Origin of the sequence: Desulfuromonas acetexigens (genome assembly GCF_900111775.1) — a bacterium.
Lineage (GTDB): Bacteria > Desulfobacterota > Desulfuromonadia > Desulfuromonadales > Trichloromonadaceae > Trichloromonas > Trichloromonas acetexigens.
Genome location: NZ_FOJJ01000001.1, coordinates 416,507 through 436,243 on the forward strand (window position 1 = coordinate 416,507; position 19,737 = coordinate 436,243).

Annotated in this window: 14 protein-coding genes and 1 tRNA gene; 9 read left to right on the top strand and 6 right to left on the bottom strand. The window is 58.9% G+C overall.

From position 1 onward, the window contains the following. Positions 1-35: 35 nt before the first annotated feature. The 5 genes from purF to BQ4888_RS02015 all read right to left on the bottom strand — a co-directional run bounded on the left by purF (position 36) and on the right by BQ4888_RS02015 (position 8,363). Positions 36-1,445 carry an amidophosphoribosyltransferase gene (gene purF, locus BQ4888_RS01995; RefSeq protein WP_092052963.1) on the bottom strand — a complete coding sequence of 470 codons (1,410 nt, stop codon included), beginning with the start codon at positions 1,443-1,445 and terminating at the stop codon, positions 36-38. A 112-nt stretch (positions 1,446-1,557) separates the two neighbouring features. Next, positions 1,558-2,388: a phosphoribosylformylglycinamidine synthase subunit PurQ gene (locus BQ4888_RS02000; protein WP_092052965.1), complete on the bottom strand. Its 831-nt coding sequence runs from the start codon at positions 2,386-2,388 to the stop codon at positions 1,558-1,560. 1 nt (position 2,389) lies between these two features. After that, on the bottom strand, positions 2,390-5,368 hold the full coding sequence (locus BQ4888_RS02005) for a phosphoribosylformylglycinamidine synthase subunit PurS (protein ID WP_092052968.1): 2,979 nt from the start codon (positions 5,366-5,368) through the stop codon (positions 2,390-2,392). 87 nt (positions 5,369-5,455) lie between these two features. Then, complete coding sequence (locus tag BQ4888_RS02010) at positions 5,456-6,232, bottom strand: MBL fold metallo-hydrolase (RefSeq protein WP_092052971.1); 777 nt, start codon at positions 6,230-6,232, stop codon at positions 5,456-5,458. A gap of 94 nt (positions 6,233-6,326) precedes the next feature. Next, a complete protein-coding gene (locus BQ4888_RS02015) occupies positions 6,327-8,363 on the bottom strand; it encodes an ATP-binding protein (RefSeq protein ID WP_092052973.1) in 2,037 nt (678 codons plus the stop codon). A gap of 389 nt (positions 8,364-8,752) precedes the next feature. Here BQ4888_RS02015 and gap point away from each other — a divergent pair, with 389 nt between their 5' ends. The 9 genes from gap (at position 8,753) to BQ4888_RS02060 (ending at position 18,684) form a co-directional block, all read left to right on the top strand. Next, on the top strand, positions 8,753-9,754 hold the full coding sequence (gene gap / locus BQ4888_RS02020) for a type I glyceraldehyde-3-phosphate dehydrogenase (RefSeq protein ID WP_092052976.1): 1,002 nt from the start codon (positions 8,753-8,755) through the stop codon (positions 9,752-9,754). An 80-nt stretch (positions 9,755-9,834) separates the two neighbouring features. Further along, on the top strand, positions 9,835-11,028 hold the full coding sequence (locus BQ4888_RS02025; protein ID WP_092052979.1) for a phosphoglycerate kinase: 1,194 nt from the start codon (positions 9,835-9,837) through the stop codon (positions 11,026-11,028). 72 nt (positions 11,029-11,100) lie between these two features. Continuing rightward, a complete protein-coding gene (gene tpiA, locus BQ4888_RS02030) occupies positions 11,101-11,868 on the top strand; it encodes a triose-phosphate isomerase (RefSeq protein WP_092052981.1) in 768 nt (255 codons plus the stop codon). 81 nt (positions 11,869-11,949) lie between these two features. Continuing rightward, positions 11,950-12,363: a preprotein translocase subunit SecG gene (gene secG, locus BQ4888_RS02035; RefSeq protein ID WP_092052983.1), complete on the top strand. Its 414-nt coding sequence runs from the start codon at positions 11,950-11,952 to the stop codon at positions 12,361-12,363. A 59-nt stretch (positions 12,364-12,422) separates the two neighbouring features. Then, positions 12,423-12,509: transfer RNA gene (locus tag BQ4888_RS02040), tRNA-Leu, on the top strand. A gap of 325 nt (positions 12,510-12,834) precedes the next feature. Continuing rightward, the gene (locus tag BQ4888_RS02045) at positions 12,835-14,937 is read left to right on the top strand and encodes a thioredoxin domain-containing protein (RefSeq protein WP_092052986.1); all 2,103 of its coding nucleotides are present in this window, start codon (positions 12,835-12,837) and stop codon (positions 14,935-14,937) included. 335 nt (positions 14,938-15,272) lie between these two features. Then, complete coding sequence (locus BQ4888_RS02050; protein WP_092052988.1) at positions 15,273-16,505, top strand: porin family protein; 1,233 nt, start codon at positions 15,273-15,275, stop codon at positions 16,503-16,505. A gap of 11 nt (positions 16,506-16,516) precedes the next feature. After that, positions 16,517-16,945 (top strand): type 2 periplasmic-binding domain-containing protein, encoded by a 429-nt coding sequence (locus BQ4888_RS02055; protein ID WP_092052991.1) that lies wholly within the window; start codon positions 16,517-16,519, stop codon positions 16,943-16,945. 2 nt (positions 16,946-16,947) lie between these two features. Beyond that, the gene (locus BQ4888_RS02060; RefSeq protein WP_092052993.1) at positions 16,948-18,684 is read left to right on the top strand and encodes a diguanylate cyclase domain-containing protein; all 1,737 of its coding nucleotides are present in this window, start codon (positions 16,948-16,950) and stop codon (positions 18,682-18,684) included. Between the two features lie 6 nt (positions 18,685-18,690). On the opposite strand, the gene BQ4888_RS02065 is transcribed toward BQ4888_RS02060, so the two are convergent. After that, positions 18,691-19,662, bottom strand: a complete 972-nt coding sequence (locus BQ4888_RS02065; RefSeq protein ID WP_092052996.1) for a calcium/sodium antiporter — start codon at positions 19,660-19,662, stop codon at positions 18,691-18,693. Positions 19,663-19,737: the final 75 nt, after the last annotated feature.

Genomic DNA, 19,737 nt, shown 5'->3' on the forward strand with positions numbered 1-19,737 from the left:
ATATGAATCAGGCCGCCGTAAAGCGGCACTCGTTTTTAAAATAGTCCCAACTGGCTATCGTCCTTGAGCCGCGGAAACCGCACCGGATAACTGCCGCTGAAGCAGGCGTCACAGTAGCCTTTACGCCCATCAATGATCGGCGCGCCGGCGGCGGCGTGCATCCCCTCCAAAGAGAGATAGCCGAGGGTGTCCGAGGTGATGTAGCGGTTGATCTCCTCCACCGTATGGGAAGAGGAAATCAGCTCCTTGCGGGTCGGGGTGTCGATGCCGTAGAAGCAGGGGTAACTGGTCGGCGGGCAGGAGATGCGCACATGCACCTCCTTGGCCCCGGCGTTGCGAATCATCTTGATGATTTTGCGAGCCGTGGTGCCACGCACGATCGAGTCATCGATAACGACCACCCGCTTGCCTTCGATGATCTCCCGTACCGGGTTGAGCTTGATCTTCACCCCGAAATGGCGGATCGACTGCTGGGGCTCGATGAAGGTGCGCCCCACGTAGTGATTGCGGATCAGACCAAGCTGAAAAGGGATGCCCGATTCCTCGGCGTAGCCGATGGCCGCCGGCACCCCTGAGTCGGGGATGGGAACGACCAGATCGGCTTCCACTGGATGTTCGCGGGCCAACTGCCGGCCAAAATCCTTGCGTACCTGATAGACCTGCTGGCCGAAAATGGTACTGTCCGGCCGGGCGAAATAGATGTGTTCGAAGATACAGGGGGATGGCTGGGTCTGCTCGAAGGGACGGAAGGATTGCAGACCGGTTTTATCGATGAGGATCATCTCCCCCGGCTCGATCTCGCGGATGAATTGGGCTTCGATAAGATCGAGAGCGCAGGTTTCCGAAGCGACAATGTAGGCGCCGTCGAGTTTGCCGAGAACCAGCGGCCGAAAACCGTTGGGGTCGCGCACTGCGAGCATCCGGGTCTCGGTAAGAAAGATCAGGCTGTACGCCCCCTTGACCTGGTTGAGCGCCATCGTCACCCGCTCGGTGAGGGAATCGCACTCGGAACGGGCGAGCAGATGCATGATGACTTCGGTGTCGGCGACGGTGGAAAAGATCGAGCCCTTGCGCTCCAGGTCGTTGCGCACCTCCTGAGCATTGACCAGGTTGCCGTTGTGGGCGACGGCGATGCTGCCGCGATGGTAATCGACGAGAATCGGCTGACAGTTCTTGAAGTCGTTCCCTCCCGCCGTCGAATAGCGCACATGACCGATGGCGTTCGAACCGGGCAGGCTCTCAAAGATGGAATCCTGCTTGAAAACATCGGCGACCAACCCCATACCCTTGTGGGCCCGCAGGCGGGCGCCATCGGAGGAGACTATACCGCAACTTTCCTGCCCCCGATGCTGGAGGGCGTAAAGGCCGAGATAGGTCAGATTGGCGGCTTCGGGATGGCCATAAATGCCAAAAACGCCGCATTCATCGTTGAATTTGTCAAACATGCGCCGGGAAAACTCCTCGGGACAACCCGTTAAAAGTTTAAAAAAACCTTATCTGAAAGGGTGTTAGATCAAAATAGATGATAACACGTATGAGCGTTATAAAGCTACTCCGTCAGAGTAATTCCCTACGGATGAAATCGACGGCATTGCGGTAAAGCCACAGCCCCATCCCCTCTTCCGGCAGATCCTCTTCCCGGGTCCAGCGCGGATGATGGGTGCGGTGGACATAGGCTTCAGGATGAGGCATAAGACCGAAAATCCGCCCCGTAGCGTCGCAGACCCCGGCAATGGCGTTCGTCGAGCCATTGGGATTGAGGGGATAGTCCATCGTCGGCGCGTTATAATCGGCAGCACAATATTTGAGCGCCGCCAGATGAGCGGCTTCGATCCGTTCCAGCACCTGCGGTTCGCGCACCAGGAACTTGCCCTCGCCGTGACGCACCGGAAGATAGATGCCGGTCAGTCCCCGGGTGTAGATACAGGGGGACGCGGGATCGACCTTGAGATAGGTCCAGCGATCCTCGAAACGGCCGCTGTCGTTATGGGTCAGGGTCGCGGTCTGGCTGCGATAGTCGCCGTCCAGGGCGGGGAGCAGGCCCATTTTCACCATCAGCTGGAAGCCGTTGCAGACCCCCATGACCAGCTTGCCCGCTTCGATGAAACGATAGAGCTGGTCGGCCAGGCTCTCCGCGCTCCCCTTGACCGGAGCGTGACGCAGGCGGTTGGCCCCGGCCTTGGCGCTGCCGAGGTCGTCGCCATCGAGAAAGCCCCCGGCGAGATTGAGAAAATGATAGTCGTCGAGCCGAACCCGCCCGGCCAGCAGTTCGGCGATATGGACGATGTCGGCGACCTCCGCCCCGGCCAGGCGGCAGGCGTTGGCGACTTCCCGCTCGCAGTTGGTGCCGTTGCCGGTAATCACTATGGAACGAACCTCTTTCGCCATCTTACAGCTCCCGCAGAGGCGCCTGCCAGGCCTCTTTCAGTAGATTGATATCAACATCGAGCAGCGTCCGGCCGCTTCGGCTCACAACCAGACGGGGCGTATCAAGCACTTCGCCAAGGCAGGCCAGCGCCTGGCCGGCGAAGAGACGTTCGAAGCTTTCGCGCTCTTGCGGACGGACGGTGACCAGCAGTCGGCTCGGCGATTCGGAAAAGAGCAGCGTGTCATCGCGCAATTCCCCTTCGACAACCATCCCCTCCAGTTCGACACGGAGGCCGTAACCGCCGGCGAAGGCCTTCTCGGCCAGAGCCACGCCGAGACCACCGTCGGAAAGGTCGTGACAGGAGCGCACCAGTCCTTGCCGTTGGGCGGCGTTGAGGGCCTGATAGCGGGCAAAGGCCGTCATCGCGTCGACTTTGGGGACGTTGCTCCCCAGGAAGCCGAGTTCCGAATAGTATTCAGAGCCGCCGCATTCATCGCGGGTTTCGCCGAGCAGATAGACGAGATCGCCGGGGCGCTTGACATCCATGGAGACCGCCTGGCGCACGTCATCGATCTTGCCGATGACGGAAAAAAGCACGGTCGGCGGGATGGAGATCTTGGTGTCGCCGATCTGGTAGTCGTTTTTCATCGAGTCCTTGCCCGAGATCAGCGGCACGCCGAAGGCGACACAATATTCGTAGAGGGCCTTGTTGGCCCGCACCAGCTGGGCGGCCTTGTACTCGCCGTCAGGGGTTTTCTCGCTCTTCACCGGGTCGCACCAGCAGAAGTTGTCAAGACCGGCCACATGCTCGATATCGCCCCCCACCGCTACATAGTTGCGCAGACCTTCGTCAATGGCGCAGGCCATCATGTGATAGGTGTCGATATCCGAATAGCTGGGGCAGATGCCGTGGGAGACGACCACCCCTTCGAAGGAATCGAAGAGGGGCCGAAAGACGGCGGCGTCGGAAGGCCCGTCATTGGCGACCCCGACCAGCGGCTTGATGACCGTGCCGGCCTGAACCTCATGGTCGTAACGGCGGATGACGCTCTCCTTCGAGCAGATATTGAGCCGTCCAAGCAATTTGCCCAGTTCGGCGCCGAGGTCGGCGGGAACGGGGAAGACCGGCTCGGCGGTCTTGGGCGGCGTCCACTTGGCGGAGATGACCATTTGCGGCACCCCACCATGAAGGAACTCCATCGGCAGATAGGCCACAGTGCGGCCTTCGTAGAGACAATGAAAATAACCGGAATCGGTAAAGACGCCGAGATCGACGGCTTCCACGTCCATCTCCCGAGCGAGCTGGATGAATTCTTCCAGCTTCTCCGGCGGCACCGCCAGGGTCATGCGTTCCTGCGCCTCGGAGATGAGAATCTCCCAGGGCTGCAGGCCAGGATATTTGAGCGGGGCGCGGTCGAGATGCAGCTCGAAACCGCCGGTGTCTTCACTCATTTCGCCGACCGAGGAGGAAAGACCGCCGGCGCCGTTGTCGGTGATGGAACTGTACAGCCCCCGGTCGCGGGCGATGAGCAGAAAATCGAACATGCGCTTCTGGGTGATCGGATCGCCGATCTGCACGGCGGTCACCGGCGAACCTTCGTGCAACTCTTCCGAAGAGAAGGTGGCGCCGTGAATACCGTCTTTGCCGATGCGTCCGCCGGTCATGACGATATGATCGCCGACCTGAACCTTCTTTTCATGACAAGGCTTACCGTTCAGGACGCGGGGCATGATCGAGGCGGTGCCGCAATAGACCAGCGGCTTGCCGGCGAAACGTTCATCGAAGACGATAGAGCCATTGACCGTCGGGATGCCGCTCTTGTTGCCGCCGTGTTCGACCCCCTCGACCACCCCTTCAAAAATCCGCCGGGGATGCAGCAGTCGGGGCGGCAAGGGTTTTTCGTAGAAGGGCGAAGCGAAGCAGAAGACGTCGGTGTTGAAGATCAACCGGGCACCCATGCCCGTTCCCATGCCGTCACGGTTGACGCCGACGATGCCGGTCAGAGCGCCGCCGTAGGGATCGAGAGCGCTCGGCGAGTTGTGGGTTTCGACTTTGAAGACCACACTCCAGTCCTCGTTGAAGGCGATGACCCCGGCGTTGTCTTTGAAGACCGACAGGCAGAAATCCTTTTCCCCCTTGGCCGCGCGGATGTCGCGGGTGGCGCCGACGATGTAGGTCTTGAACAGGGAGTTGATGCTTTCTTTACGCCCCTGCTCATCCTCGTAATCAATGCGCGCCGAGAAGATCTTGTGCTTGCAGTGTTCGCTCCAAGTCTGGGCCAGGGCTTCAAGCTCGACGTCGGTGAGCTTGGCGCCAAGGCCGACGGCGGTCCGCGTCTGGGAGAAAGTCGGATCGATGGCGTGGGCTTGGATCGTCTTCATCTCATCGAGATTGAGAGCGAGCATGCCGTCGCGGCTGATCTGCATCAGCGCCTCGTCAGCGACGTCGAGGTCGATTTCCCGCACCTCGGGACGGGCATCGCCGGTGACCTTGGGCAGGGTAATGGTCACTCCCTTTTCCTGGTCGAACTCGGCGGCGGTGACGATGTCCCAGCGCTGGATCAGGCCGTTGCCGAGAAAGCCCGAGGCGATGCGCTCGGCGATCGCCTTATCGACCTTCCCCTTGAGCAGATACTGGACCGAGGTATAGACCGCCTCGCCGGCGGCAAAAGGACGGCCGGTGAGATACTGGATCGCCTCGCGGGCGGTGCGTCCGACATTGTCGGTGACGCCAGGACGGAAGCCGACCTCGATCAGAACGTCGAAATCCCGGGCCAGCGGACGGTTGACGGCGTAGCGCTGGATCACCGGGTCGGAGAGCGGACCGGCGGCGGCCGCCTCGACTTCGGCTTCGGACAGGTCCGCGTCGACGGTGTAAACATCTAGGGTGCGCACCTGTTCCAGTTCAATGCCGAGATGTTCCCTGATTTCGCGCCTGACCCGCTCACCGCGAGGGTCTTTGACGTCATCCAGCAGTCCGACTACGATTCTCCAGGCCATGAATTCTCCTCAGGCAACCTTCGGGTTAAAACAGGCACGGGCAGGACGCGTTACCGCCCTGCCCCATAATTTCGTTCGCATTTTAGCTCACGCCGTCAGTTCCAGACAGACGCTGGCTTCGTCCTGACGGCCGACCACCACCCGCGGAGCGCAGAGATTCCGCTCGGTAAGAACGGTGGAAACGGCCGCCTGCGCCAGTTCGGGGCGATTATTTTCGTGACTGAGATGGGCGAGAAAAACCGCTTCGAGCCGGTCGCAAACCACCTCGCCGAGAAGCTCGGCGCAGTCGTCGTTGGAGAGATGCCCATGGTGTCCGCGAATCCGCTGCTTCAGCGGCCAGGGGTAAGGGCCGTCGCGCAACAGTTCGGGGTCATGGTTGGCTTCCAGCACCAGCGCCCGACACCCTTTCAGGCGTTCCCGGACCAGCCGCGTGGCGATGCCCAGGTCGGTGGCCACGCCAATCTTGCCCAATGCCGTTTCAATCAGAAATCCCACCGGCGCTACCGCATCATGGGTCACAGGAAAGGGAGTAATCCGCAGATCCTTGAGGTCGAAAGCCTCACCGTCGGTAATTTCTCGGAGATCATCGATCCGGCCGAGATTGGGCAGGGCGGCGCGAGTGGCATGATGCAGATAGACAGGCAGGGAATAGCGGCGGGACAAAGGGCCGACGCCGAGGCAATGATCGCCATGTTCGTGGGTGACGAGCAACGCATCGAGATCCTCGGAGCGTACCCCGATTCCCGCCAGGCGACGGGTCAACTCCCGCGCCGGCAATCCGGCATCGATGAGCACCCGGCACTCGTCCGACTCAAGGTAGAGGGCATTCCCCCGACTTCCACTGGCTAACAGGCAAATCCGCACACAATTCTCCCCGCCCCGGGCATGGGCGCCTGACTATATACCTTATATAACAAGGACGCCGCAAGGGAAAAACCGGTTTTCATCCGCCGCTGAATCAGCTCTCGGAAGGGATGGGCAGAAGGATGTGGAAGGTGCTGCCGGGGAAGTGATCGGGGTCGCAACCGGGGCTTTCCACCCAGACCTCGCCGCCGTGCATTTCGACGATCCCCTTGACGATGGTCAGGCCAAGCCCGGTCCCCTTCCCCTTGAAGGCAACCTTGCCGGTGGAATGTTCCTCGATGATGCCAACCTCGTAGAACTTCTCGAAAACCCGCACCTGATCAGCTCCGTCGATGCCGATGCCGGTGTCGTTGATGAGAATTTCCACAAAGGGCGCCGGCGCCCGACCGATGCGCCGCCAGTCGTCGTTTTCCTCTTCGTCCCGCTCACCCATATATTTCAGGCGATAGGAAAGCCGGGTTTCCACGGTGATGCGTCCGCCATCGGGAGTGAATTTGATGGAATTGACCACGAGATTGGTGATGACCTGAACCAGACGGTCGGGATCGCATTTGATCAGCGGCAGATGCTCGGCGAGGCGCAGTTCGTGACTCTGTTTGCGGACCGTGAAGAAATATTCGATCTCCTTGAGGGCCTGGCGAATCACCTCATTGATATCGACCACCCGCTCGCGCAGACGCAGGGCATGGCTGTCGAGCATCGAAACGTCGACCATGTCGCGGACGATATTGGAGAGGCGGTTGGCGGCCTCGTCGATGTGCTGCAGCATCGGCAGAGCCTCTTCACCGACAACGTCAGCCATTTCGTCAAGCAGGATATCCGAGTAGCCGAGAATCACGGTCAGAGGGGTCTTCAACTCGTGGGAGGCGAGGCCGAGGAAGGAGTCTTTCATCTGGTTGAGCCGCTGCAACTCGGCGGTACTGCGCTCGAGGTTTTCGGTGATTTCCCGCTCCCGGGTGACGTCGCGGTAGGTCATCTGGGTCATGCGTTTGCCGTCGCGACCGACTACCGGTGAACCCTTGCCCCAGGCAATCAGCCGGGTGTGGTCCGAGGGGCGAGTGAAGCGCACCTCGGCTTCATGAAAATTGCCGAGCAAAATACTCTGATGCATTTCGTACTGGTCATCCACATTTTCACATTCCAGCTTTTCCCAGAAGGTGAAGAGATTGGTCCCTTGCACGGCATGACGGGAAACGCCAAAGAAGGCCTCGGCCGCCTTGTTGAGCAGGACCAGGCGATCTTCGTCGTCGCTGACGAGAATGGCGTCGGAGGCATCCTCAAGAAGCGAGCGATACATCTCGCGACTGCGCCCCAGTTCGGTGCCGATCTGCTCCTGACGTTCGTAGGAGAGTTGCAGCTCGCGGTTCGTTTCCTCCAGCTCGCGGTAGCTCTCGCTGATCTGCTCGTCACGCTGGCGCAAAGAGGCCGCCATTTCCTGCAACGCTGTACCGAGCTCAGAAAAGTCGGGAGTGGACATGGGCGGGACGACGACCTTGAAGTTGCCACCGGCGATTTCCTTGGCCACATCGCACAGTCGATGAATCGGCCCGACCAGGTCACGGCGGGTAAAAAGGAAGACCAGCCCGAAAATGACCAGAAAGGCAAGACCGAAAATGATGAAGGCCCGTTGCAGGGCCTTGGCGGTACGGGCCTCAAGCACCGAATCAGGAAAACCGATACGGATGCGTCCGGACAGGTTGCCGGAAGCATCGAAAATGGGCAGGGAAAGGTCGTAAATCTGCCCCCAGCGCGGGGTCATGAGGAGGGAGGTGGAATCGGAGATCGCCTTGAGAAACTGGACGCCGGTAAAAAAGTGAAAGGAGGGATCGCTGGAATAAAGCGGTTGGCCGACGGAGTTTTCAATCAGACAATAGTTGATTTCCGGATCGCTGCCGACAATCTCCTGACAGCGGGCATTGATCCCCTCCAGTTCGTCGAGGGGCAGGCCCAGGGCCAGAACCTTTTCGACGGAGGTCTTGAGCTCGGTGGCGACACTCTGACAGCGCAAGAGCAGACCGTCCCGGTAGTCACGCCGGAAACCCTCGATATTCAATGCCGTGTTAATCCCGATGGTCAATCCGAGAATCAGAAAGACAAAAATCAGGATACGTTTTTCGAGGGTACTTTTCATCGTCGCGACAAACCGCCGTCCCTTGCAGAAATCCAAAAGCCGCCACTAGTCGTGACTAGCAAACCGCCTGATGCGCATGAAAAAAGCTGGAAAAGCGTGATGAAACACGGAAGTGGAACGAAAAAACCAGTTGCCTTTTCGATCATCTCGGGTAGACTCTGGGACTCGAAATGTGGCAGTTTTCGAATCGAGAATGTCGTCCTTTTTACCACAGCCGCCCTTGCCAATTCAACGATTCATTCATGGGACTCCAATGAAAAAAGGTTGACGAGTCCCCTCTCTTTGACTATCATGCCGCACGTTTAACTTCTTTAAGTCCCCGTTTTAGAAGAACTATCCTAAGCCCTTCTCAATTATTAAAAAGACTTTTCCCAAAAAGGAGAGCACCCATGGCCATCAAAGTAGCGATCAACGGTTTCGGACGCATCGGCAGAAACTTCTTCCGCGCGGCCGCCGCTTCGAAAACTCTCGAAATCGTCGCCGTCAACGACCTGACCGATGCGGCGACCCTCGCCCATCTGCTTAAATATGACTCGGTTCATGGCGCCTTCAAGGGCAAGGTCGAAGCCGGCAAGGATGAAATCATCGTTGACGGGAAGGCGATCAAGGTCCTCAAGTCGACCGACCCCGCCGCTCTCCCCTGGAAGGAACTTGGCGTCGAGATCGTCATTGAATCGACCGGCCGCTTCACCGACAAGGCGTCGGCCGGCAAACACCTCCAAGCTGGCGCCAAAAAAGTCATTATCAGCGCTCCCGGCAAGGATGTCGATCTGACCGTCTGTATGGGGGTCAACGAGCAGGATTACGATCCGGCCAATCACCACATCATCTCTAACGCCTCCTGCACCACCAATTGTCTGGCCCCGGTGGCCAAGGTGCTGCTCGAAAACTTCGGCATCGTCAAGGGGATGATGACCACCATCCATTCCTACACCAACGACCAGATGATCCTCGACCTGCCCCACAAGGATCTGCGCCGCGCCCGCGCCGCCGCGTTGTCGATGATTCCGACCACCACCGGTGCCGCCAAGGCCGTTTCCCTGGTGCTCCCTTCCCTTAAAGGAAAACTGGACGGCATCGCCGTGCGCGTTCCCACCCCCAACGTCTCGCTCGTCGACCTGGTGGTGGAAACCGAGAAGGCGACCAGCATCGACGAGGTGAACGCCGCATTCAAAAAAGCCGCCGATGGCCCGCTCAAAGGGATCCTGACCTACTGCGAAGAACCGCTGGTCTCCTGTGATTTCAATGGCTGCCCCGCCTCCTCGACGGTCGATGCCGACTCCACCAACGTTATCGGCGGCACCATGGTCAAAGTCATGTCCTGGTACGATAACGAGTGGGGCTACTCCAACCGGGTGCTCGACCTGGTCAATTTTATCGCGGCCAAGTAACCCCCTTCCGCCACATCCATAGAGGGCAGGATCGCTAGATCCTGCCCTTTGTTTTACCTATCCCCTTTGGAGACGTGACGATGTTCAACAAAGTGACCGTTCAGGATCTGGATCTCAAAGGCAAGCGGGTCTTCTGCCGGGTCGATTTCAATGTCCCCCTCGACGACCAGCGTTCCATTACCGACGACACCCGGATCGTCGCCGCTCTACCGACCATCCGCCACATCGTGGAGCAGGGCGGCCGACTGATTCTCGCTTCCCATCTCGGCCGCCCCAAGGCTCAGGTCAACCCCAAATACAGCCTGGCGCCGGTCGCGCCCTATCTCTCCAAACTTCTCGACCGCAAGGTAACGATGGCGCCGGACTGCATCGGTGCGGAAGTGGAAAAGCTGGTCGCGGCCATGCAGGACGGCGATATCCTGTTATTGGAAAATGTCCGTTTTCACGCCGGCGAGGAAAAGAACGATTCCGCCTTTGCCGCGCAACTTGCGGCCCTCGGCGAGGTCTACGTCAACGACGCCTTTGGCGCCGCCCATCGCGCCCACGCTTCCACCGAAGGGGTTGCCCGACTGCTTAAGCCGGCGGCAGCCGGTTTTCTCATGGAAAAGGAACTGCGTTATCTTGGCCAGGCCCTGGCCGCTCCGAAGCGACCCTTTGTCGCCGTGCTCGGTGGCGCCAAAGTCAGTGACAAGATCACCGTCATTGAGAACTTGCTCGGCAAGGTCGATGCGCTGCTGATCGGCGGCGGCATGGCCTACACCTTCCTCAAGGCCCAAGGGATCGCCATCGGCAAATCCCTGGTCGAAGAAGACCGCCTCGATCTGGCGCGGGATCTGCTGGCCAAAGCCGCCGCCCGGAAAGTTCAGATGCTCCTTCCCGTCGACCACGTCATGGCCGCCGAGTTCAAGGCGGATGCTGAAGCGGTCGTATCCGAAGGCAGCGCCGTCCGTGAAGGATTGATGGCCCTGGACATCGGCCCCAAGAGCATCGCCGCCTACACTGCGGTGTTGAAGGAGGCCGCCACCGTCGTCTGGAACGGTCCGATGGGGGTCTTCGAATTTCCCGCCTTCGCCGCCGGCACCATGGCCGTCGCCCGGACGCTGGCCGAAACGGACTGCCTTTCCATCATCGGCGGCGGTGACTCGGTGGCGGCCGTCAACCAGTCGGGACTGGAAGAGCACATGACCCACATCTCCACCGGCGGCGGCGCCTCCCTGGAGTTCCTCGAAGGTCGGGAACTGCCCGGCGTTACCGCTCTGACGGATAAAGCCTGATCTTCAATGCGGGTCGGCCGTTATTCCGGCCCCAGTTCCCTGCCCTAAGGGATATTTCACGGAGGATTTTACATGCGCAAGCCCATGATCGCCGGCAACTGGAAGCTGCACAAAACCATCGGTGAAGCCCTCGACCTGGCTTCCGCCCTCAAACAGGAAACCGCTGAGATCGATGATATCGACATCGTCATCGCCCCGGTCTTCACCTCGCTGGCCAAGGTCGCCGAGCAACTGGTCGGCTCAAACATCGCCCTAGCCGGACAGAACTGCCATCCCGCCGCTTCCGGTGCTTTCACCGGCGAGGTCTCCCCGGCTTTGCTGCGGGATGCCGGCTGCCGCTACTGTATTGTCGGCCATTCGGAACGGCGTCAGCTTTTCGGCGAGACCGATGCCTTCATCAATGAAAAAGTCCGGTCCTTGCTCGCTGCAGGACTGGACGTCATCTTCTGTATTGGCGAAACCCTGGAAGAGCGGGAAGGCGATCAGATGTACGAGGTCCTTGCCACGCAGGTGCGTGAGGGCTTGCGCGACATCACCGCCGCGCAGATGTCCCAGGTTGTGGTCGCCTACGAGCCGGTCTGGGCGATCGGCACCGGCAAGACCGCCAGCAATCTGCAGGCCGAGGAAGCCCATGCTTTCGTTCGCGGGCTGCTGCGGGGCCTGTACAGCGAAGAAGTCGCCGAGAGCACGCGCATTCTTTATGGCGGCAGCGTCAAACCGGACAACGTCGACGGCCTCATGGCGCAGATGGATGTGGACGGCGCTCTGGTCGGCGGCGCCAGCCTCAAGGCCGATGATTTCCTGCGCATCATCCGCTTTCGGCGGAGTCCCAGCGCGTAAGATTAATGCTTTGCGGAACGGACGAATCGTGATAATGTGCGTGGTCCTGTTTTCATGTCACCTGAAGGAGCTTAACCCATCATGACCACTTTTCTTATTGTCCTGCATATTGTCGTCTGCCTGGCCCTGATCGCCATTGTCCTGCTGCAAGGGGGCAAGGGGGCCGAAATGGGCGCCTCCTTCGGCGCCGGCGGCAGCCAGACGGTCTTTGGCGCCTCCGGCGGCCAGAGCTTCATGGGCAAACTGACCGCGGCGGCGGCCATTATCTTCATGCTGACCAGCCTGACCCTCGCCTACTTTTACGGCCAGCCCGGCGGTAGCAGCATCATGCCCTCCAGCGTTGTAACCGCAACCCCTCAGGCCGAACCTGTTCCCGCCACCGAACCGGCTGCGGAATCCGCTGTCGCTCCGGCCTCTGAACCGGCGACGACGGAAGCCACTCCCGCGACCGGCGACGCCCCTGTCCAGGCCAATCCGGACGCGGAAAAAAATTAACAACGCGCCGATTTAATGTTGACACAAACAGCCTGAATCAGTATAAATACATCCGCTTCGCCGAAGTGGTGGAATTGGTAGACACGCCATCTTGAGGGGGTGGTGGCCAACTGGTCGTGCGAGTTCGAGTCTCGCCTTCGGCACCAAAAAACAGAGCAACCCGCGATCCCTGATCGCGGGTTTTTTTTGTGCAAAAAACCGCTGATCAACATGCGAAAATCTCGCCGTGCCGCCAGCAAAAGAAAACCGCTTTTGATGAGTCCGGCCTGTCGATTTTACCTTGATTTCCGCGCACGCCTTTAGTAGTATCCCCACATTGCACCCTTGGTTCCCCAAAAAAACCAGGGGTTTTAGCCCCGTGATACCCCTCCTTCACGGGGCATTTTTTTATCTACCGCCGCACAGCCTCTCCCCCCTTGTCAAAGCCCTCCCTGTTGCTAGACTCATGAAAACCATTTTTCTGGAGTCGGCATGTCTAAATTTCCTTACGATCCCGCGAATTTCCCCAAGGTCACCCTCGTCAACCGTCTTGCCGAAGAAAAGAGCCCCTATCTGCTTCAACACGCGCCCAACCCCGTTCACTGGCAGCCCTGGGACGAGGCGACCTTCGCCCTGGCCCGGAGAAGTAACCGGCCGGTCTTCCTTTCCATCGGCTATGCGACCTGTCACTGGTGCCACGTCATGGAACGGGAATCTTTCGAAGACGACGAGGTTGCCGCGCTGCTCAACGCCGGATTCATCCCGGTCAAGGTCGATCGGGAGGAACGCCCGGATATCGACCAGACCTACATGACCGTATGTCAAATGATGACGGGCCAGGGGGGCTGGCCCCTGACCTTGGTTCTAACCCCGGAAAAGGAGCCCTTTTTTGCCGCGACCTATCTGCCTCGCGAAAGCCGCCCCGGACAACCGGGACTGATCTATCTGCTACAGCGGATTGCCGAAGCCTGGCGTGGAGACGAGTCCGGGATTCGGCACAGCGCCGGGCAGTTGTGCCAAGCCCTGGCGGATATCCGTGATCCTAAACGAGAAGCTCAACCATTGAACGATGCGCCCCTGCGCCGCGCGCTGGATGAATACCGCCGGGACTACGATGCCGACTGGGGCGGCTTCGGCGCTGCCCCCAAATTTCCCGCCCCCCACAACCTGTCTCTGCTTGTGCGTCTGGCGCGCCGCTTCGACCATCCCGAGGCGACAGCGATGGTCCTGCATACCCTGCGCGCCATCCGACAAGGGGGCGTTTACGACCAACTCGGCTACGGCCTGCATCGTTACGCTGTCGACCGTCAGTGGCACATTCCCCACTTTGAAAAGATGCTCTACGACCAGGCGACATTCATTCTCGCCGCGGTGGAAGCCTATCAGGCTACCGGCGCCGAGGATCTGCTCGCTACGGCACGGGACACCGCCGCTTATCTTCTCGCTGAACTCGTTGACGACCTGGGGGCCTTTCACTGCGGCGAAGATGCCGATTCCGAAGGGGCTGAGGGGACCTATTATCTCTGGCGGAACGAAGAGATCGAGGCCATTCTTGGTCGAGAGGATGCCGTGCTATTTTTTGCGGCTTATGGCCTGGAAGGGGAAAAGGGTCTGCGCGAGGGGATGGTCCTTCGCCAAGCCCTCCCCTTCGAAGCGCTTGCGACCTCCCCAAAACTCGATTTGGCGACGCTTACGGCCCGTCTTGACCAGGCCCGGCGACAACTTCTGGCGGTGCGTCAGAAACGGGTGCGCCCCTTTCGCGACGATAAGATTCTTGTCGCCTGGAACGGTCTAGCGATCGCCGCCCTCGCCCGACTCGGCGCTGTTACCGGTGACATCGAGCTAATCCAGGCAGCACGCCGCGCCGCCGTTTTCATCGGGACGCACCTGCGCCGATCTGACGGCCGCCTGCTGCGCCGCTGGCGGGAGAATCAGGCGGCCATTCCCGGTTTTCTCGAAGATTATGCGTTTTTCGCCTGGGGGCGACTTGAGCTCTTTCTGGCGGATTTTCGCGAGAAGGATCTGGATGACGCCCTGACCCTGACGAAAGAGATGCTGAAACTCTTTGATGACGGCCAAGGCGGACTTTTCGATGAAGCAAGCGATGCCGAAGAGATCCTCGACCGTTCCTGTAATCCCATGGACGGCGCCCTCCCCTCGGGCTCGTCCGTCGCCGCCGCCAATCTCCTGCGTCTGGGCCGGCTCCTCGAGCGCCGGGATCTCGAAGCACGGGGAGAAACCCTTCTAAAAAAAGGAATGGCGGAATTCGTCAAGCATCCCCGGGCCTATGCCCAGCAGTTATGCGCGCTCGACCTGGCCCTTTCCCCGCCACTGGAGATCGTCCTTGCCGCGTCCAGCGAAAGCAGCGAAGTCCGCTCGATGCTCGATGCCGTAAGGCGCCGCTTCCTGCCGGAAGGATTTCTCCTCCTGCACTCCCCCGATACGGACGAAGGAACGAAACGGATTCCTTTCCTTGGGGGAAAAACCGCCAAAGATGGAGAAGCCCGTGCCTACCTTTGTCGCGACCGCAGCTGCCGAGCCCCCGTCGTCGGCCTGCAGGCATTCCAGATCCTGCTCGATGAAATCGACAGCTGATCGATCACGGGTGTCAAAAAAATTCCACTCGTAACGAGATAAATGACGTTCGTCTAAGTTCGTTAAAAAACCGGGGAAAGAAAAGATAGAAGCGAAAAGACGTAGACGGAATCCGGCAATTTCCCGATCATTTTTTGATCTTCTGTTCATCCGCATCGGCAGGACAATCGGTCAGCTAATTATTTCAGGCACTTAGAAGCTGAGACAAACTCCAACTAAAGGGCTTCTTGGGCCTGAACAGAATCGTTCATTCCCTTTATTCGGATGGCCTGATTGTTGCAAATCCTTAAGGAATCTCAACTGGATCAACCAGCGGCCAACCCCGGGGATTTTTCATGAAATTTTCGCGTACTTTCTTCACTGTTCTGAGTTTCGGACTAATTCTGCATTTTGCCCAGCTTTCCGCCTGGTCTTTCGACCTGGGCACGAAAATGCGCATCAACGGCTTTCTTTCTCAAGGCTACATCAAAAGTCAGGACAATAACTTTTTCGGCGAGTCAAAAGACGGATCCTTCCAGATTAATGAATTCGGCCTGACCCTCAACGGCGAAATCACCGACAACCTGCGCGTTGGACTGCAGCTTCTGTCCCGGGATCTCGGCGCCGAAGGCAACAACAAGATCAATATCGACTGGGGGATGGCCGATTATCGTTGGCGTGACTGGCTCGGCGTCCGCCTCGGCAAGGTCAAGCTACCGATCGGCCTCTACAACCAGGGGCGAGATTCGGATTTTCTGCGCCCGACGGTCTTCCTGCCGCAGAGCATCTACGACGAAAACAAACGGAACCTGGTGGTCGCTGCCACCGGCGGCAGTATCTACGGCAACCTCTCCTTTGGCGCCAGCGGCGATCTCGAATATCAGGCCTATTACGGCGAGGTCAATTTCCCCGAAGACTCGGGCCAGGCCCGGGGCATGCGTGCCCTGGGAGAAAAAATGGCCGGCAAAGCCGGACGGCGCGTGACTGCTTTCGAGTCGGACAACCGCTATGTTTACGGTGGTTCGCTGATCTACTCTCCGCCGGTGGAAGGCCTGCGCCTGGGCGTCTCTTATTTCACCGGCAAAAGTGAGTTCGATTTCAAGCTGCGCAACCGGGACGGCTCCATCTTTCGCGCGGAAGCCTCGGGCAACATGAAGGACTTTATCGTCTATTCCGCCGAATATGCCCGGGAAAGCTGGCAAATCTCCGCCGAGTACATGGAAGCCACGGGCGATCGCGTCGTCTTCGACAACGATGTTCCCGACGGCCGTTCCCAGGGGGGGTATGTGCAGGTTAGCTACCGCCTGATCGATCCGGTGGTTATTTACGCCCTTTACGACGTCTTCTACGCGGATAAGGATGACCGTGACGGAAGCGAACTGGAGGCGAGAGGAGAACTGGATTACCTGGGCTGGCGCAAGGATTTTGGCCTGGGCCTGCGCTGGGATGTGAACGATAGCTGGGTACTCAAAGCGGAATGGCACAAGGTCGACGGCGCCGGCCTGCAACTGCCACTCTTCAACCCACCACCGGAAGGGGTCAAGCGGGACTGGTACTATTATGTCCTGAAGGCCTCTTACAACTTCTAGGGAGGATCGAGATGACCGACATTCGCATCATTTCGATTCTGCTTCTGCTCCTCTGGTCCGGGCCGGCCCTGGCGGGAGAAGCGGTCCTGGTGGTTCACCGGGACAACCCGATATCGAGCCTCGAACTCACGGAAGTCCGTAGTATTTTCCTGGGGAAAAAGGTGTTTTGGGACGACGGTAACGCCATCGAGGTGCTGTTGCAGGAATCCGGTGAAACACATCGGAACTTTTCTCAAAACATCCTCGGGAAATCGCCCCGGCAGCTGAGCATGTACTGGAAACGCGTCCTTTTTTCCGGTGAGGGTCTCCCCCCCCGGGAAGTCACTGGCGACGAGGAGATGCTGGAAACAATCGCCGCCAATACCAAGGCCATCGGCTATATCGACAACAGCGTTAACGACAACCGTGTTAAATCCGTTTCCATCATCCGAGAGGAATAAGGTTGAAACTCCTCGGTTCCGTTCGCCATAAAATCTGGTTCTGTGTCAATATCGCCCTGCTCGGGTTTCTGGTGGCGACCGGTTTTGCTCTTTACAGCAATCACCGACTCAAGGATCACCTCACCCATGTGCGCGATCTTGACTTCCATCTGGCGATGCGCTCGGCAGAACTGCTGACGCTCTTCGAAACCCAGCAGGATCTCTACGAAGAGAGTTTCCTTTTTGGCCTGCCTGAGTCGGTAAATAAAGCCAACGGCCTGACTCAGCGCATCCTGGCGATGATGGAGACCCTGTCACACCTCTCCCACGACAGCGACCGACTCCATTCCAAACGCAATGAAAATCTCCATGAAGTCAAAGACGACTATCAGAACTATGCCCAGCGTGCCGTTCAAATCTACCTGCCCCTAGCCGAAGGGGAGGACGCCGGGGAGAAGGTCGCGGAACTGCAACAACTGGCGACGGAACAGCAAAATCTGGACAAACAGTTGCGCTACTTCGCCGAATTTTACCGCAACACCTTTGATGGCCATGTCAGCTCACTGATCACCCTGGCTGGACAGAACAGCTATTGGCTGACGATCTTTTTCCTCGCCCTGCTGACCTTGATCACCCTAGTCGTCAATATCGCCTCGACGCGCATGCTCATCTCGCCCTTGCGCCATATCAAGGATGCAGTCCGGGCTTTTGGCCGGGGACGCCGGGAATTTCCGCAACTGGAAACCATGGATCCCCACGACGATATCGGCGAACTGGGGATTGCCTTTCTGAATATGGCGTCGGAACTGGAAGCCACCACCGTCTCCAAGGCCTATGTCGATTCGATTCTGTACAACATGAACGACAGCCTGATCGTCACCTCCAACCAGTTCCTGATTCGCGGCGTCAACCAGGCCACTTGCGAAATGCTCGACTACCGGGAAAATGAATTGATCGGACAGAATATCGCGCTGATTCTCAAGGATTTTTCTCCGGGCGAACCCGACCCCGAGTTGATCGATGATCTCAACCTGCTGCCACACCTGTGCAGCAACGCCGAGAAAGTTCTCCTGGCGAAAGACGGCAGGGAGATCCCCGTGCTTCTATCTACGGGCTGGCTCAAAGAAGGGGAAAGTGCGGCCGAGGGGCTGGTCTATGTCGCCAAGGACATCACCGAGAGGAAGATGGCGGAACAGAAACTGGAACAGCTGGCCCAGTACGATTTTCTCACCGGATTGCCGAACCGGCTGGTCTTCAACGACCGCCTGCGCCAGTCGATGCAACTGGCCCAGCGCGAAGGCCGGCAGCTGGGCTTGATGTTCATCGACCTCGACCGTTTCAAGAGCGTCAACGACACCCTGGGACACGCCGCCGGCGACACCCTGCTCAAGACCCTCTCCCACCGTCTCGGCACCTGCGTCCGCGGGAACGACACCATCGCCCGCCTCGGCGGCGACGAATTCGCCGTGATCCTGGAGAACATCGCCACCCATCAGGATGCCGCCAACACCGCCCGTCGCCTCCTGACCGCTGGCGTTGAACCGGTCATCCACGAAGAGAGCGAGATCTTCACCTCCCTCAGCATCGGCATCGCCCTCTACCCGATGGATGCCGGCAACACTCAAGAACTGCTGAAAAACGCCGACATCGCCATGTACCAGGCAAAACAGGCGGGCGGAAACGACTACCGCTTTTACTCGGGCGAAAGCGATGAAGAGCCCGAAGATAACGACGAAACGATTCGCATGAATGCCCGCTGACGGCAGCTACTTGAGAAAGACCTCGCTCGCCAGATAGGCGTTGTAGCCCAGGTAAACACAGAGCAACGTCCCTCCCTCCCAGCGGTTGATCCGTCCGGGTCCGCGAAATCCCCAACCCATCAGAAAAAGTGAAATCGTCACGCCGCCCATGACCATCAGGTCCCGGGAAAAAACTTCCGGACCGACAGTCAAGGGGTGGATGGCGCCGGCGATACCGACCACAGCCAGGGTATTGAAGAGGTTGGAGCCGATGATGTTGCCGAGAGCGATATCGTGTTCCCCTTTGCGCGCGGCGATCACCGATGACGCCAACTCGGGCAGGGAGGTTCCGACCGCAACGATGGTCAGCCCGATAATCAGATCACTCACCCCCAGAAGATGAGCGATTTCCACAGATCCCCAAACCAGCATGCGGGAACTGGCGATCAGCAGCAAAAGACCAGCCGCCAGCCAGAAAAAAGCCCGATTGATCGGCATGGGGTGGGTGGAAAGTTCCTCTTCGATCTCCGACCCCAGACGATCGACCCGCTTCCGCAAACCTTGCCAAATCGTCCAGCCCATCAAACCGGCGAAAACCAGCAACAAGACCACCGCATCGAACCGGGTGATCGACCCGTCCCACAACTGCCAAGCCGCGAGAACGGTCATTCCGGCAAGTATCGGCAGCTCTTTATGCAGCACTTGGGAATGGACCGCGATGGGACTGATCAATGCCGTCACCCCAAGAATCAGGGCGATATTGGTGATATTCGAGCCGTAGGCGTTGCCGAGAGCGATCCCAGGGTTGCCCTGAGCGGCGGAAATCGCCGAAACCACCATTTCCGGCGCCGAGGTGCCGAAGCCGACGATGACCATACCGATGAGCAACGGCGGCATGCCGTAATGACGGGCAACGCAAGCCGCACCTTCGACGAAGCGGTCCGCGCTCCACACCAGCAAGATGAGGCCGAAGACGATAGCGATAGCAGGAAGGATCATAAACACTCCAATGAATTCAGATAACCGGAATCAAACAAACAGAGAGCAGCGGCCTGGCACAAGCGACCGCGCAAG

Coding starts and splice junctions, on each gene's coding strand:
- BQ4888_RS02015 (WP_092052973.1), bottom strand. CDS start 8,363: ATGAAAAGTACCCTCGAAAAACGTATCCTGATTTTTGTCTTTCTGATT.
- BQ4888_RS02045 (WP_092052986.1), top strand. CDS start 12,835: ATGTCTAAATTTCCTTACGATCCCGCGAATTTCCCCAAGGTCACCCTC.
- purF (WP_092052963.1), bottom strand. CDS start 1,445: ATGTTTGACAAATTCAACGATGAATGCGGCGTTTTTGGCATTTATGGC.
- gap (WP_092052976.1), top strand. CDS start 8,753: ATGGCCATCAAAGTAGCGATCAACGGTTTCGGACGCATCGGCAGAAAC.
- BQ4888_RS02050 (WP_092052988.1), top strand. CDS start 15,273: ATGAAATTTTCGCGTACTTTCTTCACTGTTCTGAGTTTCGGACTAATT.
- tpiA (WP_092052981.1), top strand. CDS start 11,101: ATGCGCAAGCCCATGATCGCCGGCAACTGGAAGCTGCACAAAACCATC.
- BQ4888_RS02055 (WP_092052991.1), top strand. CDS start 16,517: ATGACCGACATTCGCATCATTTCGATTCTGCTTCTGCTCCTCTGGTCC.
- BQ4888_RS02005 (WP_092052968.1), bottom strand. CDS start 5,368: ATGGCCTGGAGAATCGTAGTCGGACTGCTGGATGACGTCAAAGACCCT.
- BQ4888_RS02025 (WP_092052979.1), top strand. CDS start 9,835: ATGTTCAACAAAGTGACCGTTCAGGATCTGGATCTCAAAGGCAAGCGG.
- BQ4888_RS02065 (WP_092052996.1), bottom strand. CDS start 19,662: ATGATCCTTCCTGCTATCGCTATCGTCTTCGGCCTCATCTTGCTGGTG.
- BQ4888_RS02000 (WP_092052965.1), bottom strand. CDS start 2,388: ATGGCGAAAGAGGTTCGTTCCATAGTGATTACCGGCAACGGCACCAAC.
- secG (WP_092052983.1), top strand. CDS start 11,950: ATGACCACTTTTCTTATTGTCCTGCATATTGTCGTCTGCCTGGCCCTG.